Raw genomic sequence first — 7,107 nt, forward strand, 5'->3', positions numbered from 1 at the left:
CATCCGCCCGACCCTGCAGAGCGAGTCGCATGGGCAGATCTTCGCCGTGGGCGACAGCGCCAGCCTCGACGGCATGCGCCGCAGCGGGCGCTTCGCGGTGCGGCAGGCGCCAGTGCTCACGGCCAACCTGCAGGCCGCCCTGGTCGGTCGACCGCTGCGGCCGTATCGCGCGCAATGGCAGAGCCTGGCCTTGCTGGCCACCGGCGATGGCGGAGCGCTGCTCGGTTGGCACGACTGGAGCGCGGGCGGGCAGCTGTATGGGCGCTGCAAGGACTGGCTGGACAGGCGTTTCATCCAGCGCCACCGGCTGGCTGGATGATGCGGCTCGCTGGTGGCGGCCATCTGCGACTAAAGTGTGATGGTGGTGGACCTTCCGGGGTGCTCGAATCGAAACCATCCTGCCCCAAGTGCGCGTCTCTGCCGCCGGGCCTGTCGATCACCTAGCCTGCTGCCCAGGCTGCGTGGGATGTTCGAGGAGAAATCGTCGTGACACCGTCCGCCTACAGCGCCTCACCGCGCCCAAGAACAAGAACTTCGAGGTCGGTCATGCAAGCTGCCTTTATCCGCTCGCCAATTGCCTTTGTCTTGCATGCATTGGGGCTGGCCGCGTTGATGCTGGTCTATCAGCAGACGCAGTTGCCATCCTATGTCAGCGTGCCGTCGTTCCTGCTCCTGGCACTGTGGCCCTGGCTGGGGCCCTGGCAGCGACGCGAGGATGCGTCGCAGTCCGCAGCGCGGCAAACCGCTGGCAACGAGTTCATCGAGCTGAGCCGCGGCCTGTCGCGGCACACCTGCCACAACGCGCTGTCCGCGGCCAAGGTCGCCCATGCGGTCAAGCTGCTGGCCGAGCGCCTGCAATCGCAGTTGGCGGCGGTGCAGCAGGTCAGCCAGGCGGCCGAGGCCATCACCCATACCGAACAGGACAGCGCCGCCCGCGCCGAGCAGACCCTCAGCGCCGCGCGCCAGGTACGCGATGCCAGCGCCAGCGGTCAGGCCGAACTCAGCGAGGCCATCGCCCGCATGCAGCAGCTCAGCGCACAGACCCTGGCCAGCCGGGAGCTGATCGACGGCCTGGGCAGTCGTACCGAGCAGATCGAGCAGGTCACCCAGGTGATCCAGTCCATTGCCAGCCAGACCAACCTGCTGGCGCTCAACGCCGCCATCGAGGCCGCGCGTGCCGGCGAGATGGGCCGCGGCTTTGCCGTGGTCGCCGACGAGGTGCGCAACCTCGCCGCGCGCACCGCCAGCGCCACCGGCGAGGTCAGCCAGATGGTCGCCGACATCCGTCAGCAGAGCGCTGCGGTGGTCGCCCATATCCAGCGCCAGAGCGTCGAGCTGGAACAGGCCGCGCAGCAGATCGAGTCGGCCGGCGGGCAGCTGCACGGCATCGCCGACCAGGCCGAGGAGGTCGAGCAGCAGGTGGCGCAGATCAGCGCCGGCACGGCGGACAATCATCAGCGTCTGGCCAGCATGTCCACCGCCGCGCTGCAGTTGCAGAGCGACGTGCAGGACAGCGAGGGCGAGACCCGCAAGCTGGCCGGTGCCGCCGAGCATCTGGTGGGGCTGGCGGAAACGGTCAGCGAGCAGCTCGCCGAAGTGGGCCTGGACGATTATCACCAGCGTGCCTACGACCTCGCCCGCGAAGGGGCTGCGGCCATCGCCGCGCAGTTCGAACAGGACCTGCAGGCCGGACGCATCGGCATCGACGAACTGTTCGATCGCAACTACCAGCCGATACCCGGTACCCAGCCGCAGAAATATCGCACCCGCTTCGACCAGTATGCCGATCAGGTTCTGCCGGCCTTGCAGGAGCCTCTGCTCAAGCGCCATGAAGGGCTGGTATTCGCCATCTGCACCACGCCGGAAGGCTATGTGCCGACGCATAACGCCGCCTTCAACCATCCGCCCACCGGCGATGCCGCGGTGGATGCCGCCAAGAGCCGCGGCAAGCGCCTGTTCAACGACCGCACCGGCATCCGTTGCGGCAGCCACAGGCAGGCGCTGCTGCTGCAGACCTACATGCGCGATACCGGCGAGCTGATGCACGACCTGTCGGTGCCGATCATGGTGCGCGGGCGGCATTGGGGCGGCTTGCGTCTGGGCTATCGGCCGGAGCCGTAGGGTGCGCTGAGCGCACCGCTGGCTGCCGTTCGGTTAAGGGTGCGCATGGCGCACCCTGCGGGTCGACTTGGTTGGCACGGGCAGGATTGTTTAGCTGGCGCATAACCAAGCGTATGAAAATCCCGATTTAACGCACGTCAAACCCTGTGCGACGCTGCCAAGCCATGAACTCCCCGGCCTGCCAAGTCCATGTTCCGCTCCACCGCGCCCCGGCGCGGCGCCGCCTGCTCGAGCGGCTCAACCCGCTGCTGACCATCATCCTCGCCTTCTGGGCGCTGTGGCATTGCCGCCACGCGCGCCCGCCGGACATCGTCCCCACCCGCTGACTCCGATGGCTGCGCCATGTCCGCAGCCGCTGATGCCCATTTGTCTGCCTGTGCAACCTGTTCGAGAATCGAATGGGCCGTGCGGACACCGAGCGCCCGACTGGCGCAAGCGAGTGCGATATGACGACTTTCGCCCCCGCGCAGGAAGCCTTGGACTTCCTCGCGCACAACCCCGATATCGAGCTAATCGAGCTGTTCATCCTCGACGCCAATGGCGTGCCGCGCGGCAAGCTGCTGCACCGCGAGGAGCTGCTGGCGCTGTACCAGAGCGGCCGGCCACTGCCGAGCACCATGCTCGGCCTGTCCATCCAGGGTGAGGACGTCGAGGACTCCGGCCTGGTCTGGGAGGTGGGCGATATCGACTGCCGCGCCTACCCGCTGCCCGGCAGCCTGGTGCGCCTGCCCTGGCGGCAGATCCCCACCGCCGCGGTGCAGGTATCGATGCACCCCAGCGAAGGCCTGCCGGCCACGCCGGCCGATCCGCGTCAGTTGCTGGTGCGGGTGATCGAGCAGCTCGAGGCCGACGGCTACCACCCGGTGATGGCCTGCGAACTGGAGTTCTACCTGCTCGATCAGAAACGCGATGCCCAGGGCCGCCCGCAGCCGGCGCTGGACGCCGACGGCGGTCGCCCGCGGCAGACCCAGGTCTACGGCCTGCGCGAGCTGGAACAGATCGAGCCGTTCTTGCGTGATCTCTACGCGGCCTGCAAGGCCCAGGGCATCCCGGCGCGCACGGCGATTTCCGAATACGCTCCCGGCCAGGTCGAGATCACCCTGGAACACGGCCCGGCGCTGGCGGCGATGGACCAGGCGGTGCGCTACAAGCGCCTGGTCAAGGGCGTGGCCCACGCCCACGGCATGCAGGCCTGCTTTATGGCCAAGCCGTTCGATGATCTGGCTGGCACCGGCATGCATATGCACGTCAGCCTGGCCGACGGGCAGGGCAACAATCTGTTTGCCAGCGAGGATCCTTCGGGTACGCCGCTGCTGCGCCAGGCGGTCGGCGGCATGCTCGCCAGCCTGCTCGATTCGCTGCTGCTGTTCTGCCCCAACGCCAACTCCTACCGGCGCTTCCAGGCCAACAGCTACGCGCCGCTGGCGCCGACCTGGGGCGTGGACAACCGCACCGTCAGCCTGCGCGTGCCGGGCGGCCCGGCGCCGACCCGGCATGTCGAGCACCGCATCTGCGGCGCCGACGCCAACCCCTATCTGGCCGCGGCGGCGATCCTCGCCGGCATCCACCGCGGCATTCGCGAGGGGCTCGATCCGGGTGAGCCGGTGCAGGGCAACGGCTATGCCCAGGCCAAGGAGCTGCTGCCCACCGACTGGCTGACTTCGATCCAGGCGCTGGAGCGCTCCGGCTGGGCGCGCGACGCCTTCGGCGCGGAGTTCCTCAAGGTGTTTCTCGCGGTCAAGCGCGCCGAGTATCGCCAGTTCATGGGCGAGGTCGGCGAGCAGGACTGGCGCTGGTATCTGAGTAACGCCTGAGTAGGGTGCGCTGGGCGCACCGAACCCATACATGGTGCGCACGGCGCACCCTACGGCGTATAGCCGCTTCGAGGACTTTGCAATGAACGCCATCACCCAACCCGTCAAACCCGCCGCCGAGCGCGCGCCGTCCTATTACTCGGCCTCGCTCAACTTCGAGACCGACTACCCGACGCTGCAGGGCAGCGTGACGGTGGACGTGGCCATCATCGGCGGCGGCTTCACCGGCATCGCCACGGCGGTGGAGCTGGCCGAGCGCGGCCTGAAAGTGGCCGTGGTGGAAACCAACAAGGTCGGCTGGGGCGCCAGCGGGCGCAACGGCGGCCAGGTCACCGGCAGCCTGTCCGGCGACGAGGCCATGCGCAAGCAGATGCGCAACACGCTGGGCGAGGAGGTGGACGACTTCATCTGGCACCTGCGCTGGCGCGGCCACGAGATCATCAAGAACCGCGTGGCCAAATACGGCATCGACTGCGACCTCAAGCACGGCCATCTGCACGCGGCGATGAAGCCCAGCCATATGGACGAGCTCAAGGCTTCCTTCGAGGAGGCGCTGCGCCGCGGCATGGGTGACGAGGTGACCCTGCTCGACGCCGACGGCGTGCGTGCGCAACTGGGCAGCGAGCTGTACTGCGGGGCGATCAGAAACACCCGCAACATGCACCTGCACCCGCTCAACCTGTGCATCGGCGAGGCCAGGGCCGCCGAGAGCCTGGGCGCGCTGATCTTCGAGCATTCCGAGGTGCTGGATATCGTCCACGGCGCGCGTCCGGCGGTGGTCACCCGCGGCGGGCGGATCGAGGCCAAGCAGGTGCTGCTGGCCGGCGACGTCTACCACAAGCTGGAGCGGCGCAAGCTCAAGGGCCTGATCTTCCCGGCCATGGGCGGCATCGTCACCACCGCGCCGCTGGGCGAGCTGGCGAAAGAGATCAACCCGCAGGACCTGGCGGTGTACGACTGCCGCTTCGTGCTCGACTACTACCGCCTCACCGCCGATGGTCGCCTGCTGTTCGGCGGCGGCTGTAACTACTCCGGGCGTGATTCGCGGGATATCGCCGGCGAGCTGCGCCCGTGCATCGAGCGCACCTTCCCGCAGCTCAAGGGCGTGCAGATCGACTACCAGTGGAGCTGCGCCATGGGCATCGTGATGAACCGCATTCCGCAGCTGGGCAAGCTGTCGAGCAACGTCTGGTATTGCCAGGGCTACTCCGGCCACGGCATCGCCACCACCCACATTATGGGCGAGATCATGGCCAAGGCCATCACCGGCGACCTGGAGCAGTACGACACCTTCGCCGCCTGCAGGCACATCAAGGTGCCGCTGGGCGACCAGCTCGGCAACCCGATGCTGGCCGCCGGCATGTGGTACTACCAGATGCTGGAGAAGCTGCGCTGAGCACGGCGCGTCAGTGACGGCTGCCCGGCTGCGCACCTTCGGCACCTGCTGCGCGCAGGCCGACGAGGTTCGGCATGCGGCTGCGGATCAGCTCGGCGAACAGGCGCAACTTGGCCGGGTAGCTGCGCGCATGTGGGTAGATCAGGTAGACCGGCAGGGGCGCGGCCTGCCATTGCGGGATCAACTGGACCAGGCGGCCTTCCTCGATATCGCGGGCGACTATCCAGGCCGAGCTGACGCAGGCGCCGAGCCCGGCGAGCGCGGCGCTGCGCAGGGCATAGAGGCTGTCGGTGCTCATCCGCGGCTGGATCGCAAAGCGGTGCGAGCGACCGTCACGCAGGCAGGTCAGCACCACCTCGTCGGTGTAGTAGGTGCGTAGTGCCAGCCAGGGCAGGCGCTGCAGCTGTTCGGTCGATGCGGCCAGCGGCTCGTCGCCGAGCAGCTCCGGCGCCGCGACCACGATCCGCGGCACTTCGCCGAGGCGGATGGCGACCACCGACGGGTCTTCGATGAAGCCGACCTGAATCGCACAGTCGATGCCCTCGGCGGTGAAGTCGGGGCTGCGATCGTGCAGCACCCACTCCACGCTCACCTTCGGGTAGCGACGCAGGTACTCCCCCAGCGGGGCGATCAGCTGGTCCTGGCCGAAGGCGTGAGGCACCTGCACGCGCAGCGTGCCGCGAGGGTCTTCGCGTGCGCCGATCAGCTCGTCCTCCATCTCCGTCCAGCTTTCCAGCACCTGCCTGGCGTAGGTGTAGCAGCGCTCGCCATCGCCGGTCAGCTGCATGCCGTGGGTGGTGCGGTTGAGCAGCTGCAGGCCCAGCGAGCGCTCCAGCGTCTGCAGGCGACGGCTGACGGTGGGCTGCGTGGTGTTCAGCTGCGCGGCGGCGGCCGACAGGCTGCCGGCGTCGACGATGCGGATGAAGGTGCGCAGCAGTTCGATGCGATCGAGGCTGGTGACGAGTTCGCTCATACGTAAAGTGCATAACTGATTTGCCTGGAAGGCTACTACAGCGCCTTTCGATACGCGATGAGAATGATGCCCTCGTTCAAGCCTCTGGGAAAACGCTCATGACCTCGACACCTTGCTCCCCCGCGCTGGCGCACAGCGCACCCGCGTTATCGCGCGGGCTCGTGCTTCTCCTGGCCACGGGGGCCGGGCTGAGCGTCGCCACCCTCTACTACAGCCAGCCGATGCTGGGTGTGCTGGGCGCCGACATCCAGGCTGGCGAGCGTGCCGTCGGCATGGTGCCGATGCTGACGCAGCTCGGCTACGCCCTGGGCATCCTGCTGCTGGCGCCGCTGGGGGACCGCTACGACCGGCGGCGGATCATCCTGGCCAAGGCCGGCATGCTGATGCTGGCCCTGCTGCTGAGCAGCATTGCGCCGGGCGTGGGGGCCCTGCTGGTCGCCAGCCTGGCCATCGGCCTCGCCGCCACCATGGCCCAGGACATCGTCCCGGCCGCCGCCACCATGGCCCCGGAGAACGAGCGCGGCACGGTGGTGGGCACGGTGATGACCGGTCTGCTGCTCGGCATTCTGCTGTCGCGGGTGATGAGCGGACTGATCGCCGAGCAGTTCGGCTGGCGCGCGGTGTATGGGGTGGCGGCAATCTCCATCGCGCTGTTCGCCATCGGTGCCTGGCGGGGCCTGCCGCGCTTCGCCGCGACCACCTCGCTGGGCTATGGCGCGCTGCTTGGCTCGATGCTCAAGCTCTGGTCGCGCTATCCGGCCCTGCGCCGCGCGGCGCTGGCCCAGGGGCTGTTGTCGGTGGCG

At 68.3% G+C, this 7,107-nt stretch carries 6 protein-coding genes and 1 pseudogene; 6 read left to right on the forward strand and 1 reads right to left on the reverse strand.

All coding sequences use genetic code 11. The features are described 5' to 3' along the window. The 5 genes and pseudogenes from N7333_RS23310 to N7333_RS23330 all read left to right on the forward strand — a co-directional run. Positions 1-319: pseudogene (locus N7333_RS23310) on the forward strand (pyridine nucleotide-disulfide oxidoreductase); the annotation flags it as partial. A gap of 227 nt (positions 320-546) precedes the next feature. Continuing rightward, positions 547-2,121, forward strand: coding sequence for a methyl-accepting chemotaxis protein (locus N7333_RS23315; protein ID WP_177491266.1), 1,575 nt, complete (start codon positions 547-549; stop codon positions 2,119-2,121). A 146-nt stretch (positions 2,122-2,267) separates the two neighbouring features. Continuing rightward, positions 2,268-2,447, forward strand: coding sequence for a hypothetical protein (locus tag N7333_RS23320; protein ID WP_129483662.1), 180 nt, complete (start codon positions 2,268-2,270; stop codon positions 2,445-2,447). A gap of 120 nt (positions 2,448-2,567) precedes the next feature. After that, positions 2,568-3,935 carry a glutamine synthetase family protein gene (locus N7333_RS23325; RefSeq protein ID WP_129483661.1) on the forward strand — a complete coding sequence of 456 codons (1,368 nt, stop codon included), beginning with the start codon at positions 2,568-2,570 and terminating at the stop codon, positions 3,933-3,935. Between the two features lie 82 nt (positions 3,936-4,017). Further along, the gene (locus N7333_RS23330) at positions 4,018-5,331 is read left to right on the forward strand and encodes an FAD-binding oxidoreductase (protein ID WP_129483660.1); all 1,314 of its coding nucleotides are present in this window, start codon (positions 4,018-4,020) and stop codon (positions 5,329-5,331) included. A gap of 10 nt (positions 5,332-5,341) precedes the next feature. Here N7333_RS23330 and N7333_RS23335 read toward each other — a convergent pair whose 3' ends face one another. Then, positions 5,342-6,304: a LysR family transcriptional regulator gene (locus tag N7333_RS23335; RefSeq protein WP_129483659.1), complete on the reverse strand. Its 963-nt coding sequence runs from the start codon at positions 6,302-6,304 to the stop codon at positions 5,342-5,344. 98 nt (positions 6,305-6,402) lie between these two features. Between N7333_RS23335 and N7333_RS23340 the strand changes: the two genes are divergently transcribed. Further along, positions 6,403-7,107: MFS transporter (locus N7333_RS23340; protein WP_279859451.1), on the forward strand; the 705-nt coding region annotated here is incomplete at its 3' end.

It is taken from the genome of Pseudomonas sp. GD04158 (genome assembly GCF_029834875.1).
GTDB lineage: Bacteria > Pseudomonadota > Gammaproteobacteria > Pseudomonadales > Pseudomonadaceae > Aquipseudomonas > Aquipseudomonas hydrolytica.